Source organism: Dysosmobacter segnis, from assembly GCF_014297285.1.
Classification (GTDB): Bacteria; Bacillota; Clostridia; order Oscillospirales; family Oscillospiraceae; genus Oscillibacter; species Oscillibacter segnis.
In genome coordinates, this window is the sequence record NZ_JACOQI010000076.1 from 1 (window position 1) to 1,437 (window position 1,437).

The 1,437-nt window shown below is 56.4% G+C and carries 1 protein-coding gene; it reads right to left on the reverse strand.

Annotated elements, in window-relative coordinates:
* Positions 1-1,338: hypothetical protein (locus H8Z83_RS19005; RefSeq protein WP_187016462.1), on the reverse strand; the 1,338-nt coding region annotated here is incomplete at its 3' end.
* Between the last annotated feature and the right edge of the window lie 99 nt (positions 1,339-1,437).

Genomic DNA, 1,437 nt, shown 5'->3' on the forward strand with positions numbered 1-1,437 from the left:
CCCCCCCCCCCCCCCCCCCCCCCCCCCCCCCCCCCGCCCCCCCCCGAGAACCCAGATGTGTATAAGAGACAGATCGTTCACGTCAACGATGTAGTGGTGTGCAAACTTCGTACCCTTGCTACCAGTACGAGTAAGCAACGCCGCCAGCCCTTTGTGCACCGCAGGGTTGTCACTGGCTTTCAAGGACTGTGCCTCAGCCCCAGCGTACAGCTCCAGTGCCCATGGTACGTGTGTTACAGAGTTCAGCTCGTAACGAGCCAGGATCTGCATCACTTCGCCTTTGTGCTCTTTGTTCAGGTTGCGACCCAGCTTGGCCAGGTATTCCCAGTATTCCTCACCCTTGAGGATATTGGTTACAGCGTTGAGGATGTCCGACGCACGTTCGGTGTTCAACAACGAGTACAGCAGACCCATGGCATCTTCGTGCAGAGCATCGCCGAGTTCGTCGATGTCCATTACAAAGTCAGCGATCGTCAGACGATTGCCGTAGCCGAGGTTCACCGCCAGCGCTTGGTTAACGCGAGCAGTCAGGTCATTGTTCAGCAGGTTGTAGAGACGAGGAGTGATCTCTTCGTTCTCAAGGTGCAGGCGCAGGAACTTCGCAGCATCGTGCAGCGTAGTCTTCTTGCCCAGTTCGATCATCACACCGATCATGTTGCCATCAACGTTGACTGGCTTCATGTCACGGTAGTAGTACTCACGCACCTTACCGTCGACGTCGTCAGAGCCCAAGCCGATAACTTCATCGAGGTACTTGATCTCTGCTTCTTCGAACGAGTGTGCGGTCAACTCAGTCGAGATGATTTTCACTTCTGGAGTCTCCACTGGGACTTCAGTGCCGTCGTCCGCATGGGTAACCTGCGGCTTGTCCAGAGTTGCCACTTCCTGCCAGTCTACTGGCATGTGCGCCTTGGAAGCATCCAGGACGTACGGCTTCTGGTTACGCACTTCATGCTGCAAGTATTCCATTGCTTCTTTCTCGCTTTCAGCAATTGCCTTGACAACTTCCTTCACAGTGAAGCTACCGTCGCCGTTTGGAGTACGGATATGGAACTTCATGTGGGTGGTAGGGTCAAACGCCAATGGCCAAGGGCTTTCGATCGACCAGGTACGTTCCCAACCGCTCAGGTGAGCAGGACGGATTTCAGTACCGTTATCCAGGACGACCACATCGTAAGGACGGCTAGCGTCAATCTGATCGTGGTTAGCTACGCCGCCTGGGCTTTGCGTTGCAACTGGAGCAGGCTCCACGTAGGGTTCAGGGATTGGTTTTTGGATCTGTTGTCGCTGGACGCTCTCAGCGAATGCACGCTGTTGAGCATTTTCGATGGGTTGCATAGCTGAAGTCCCCATGTCCTGGACTGTCTCTTATACACATCTAAAAGGGGGGGGGGGGGGGGGGGGGGGGGGGGGGGGGGGGGGGGGGGGGGGGGGGGG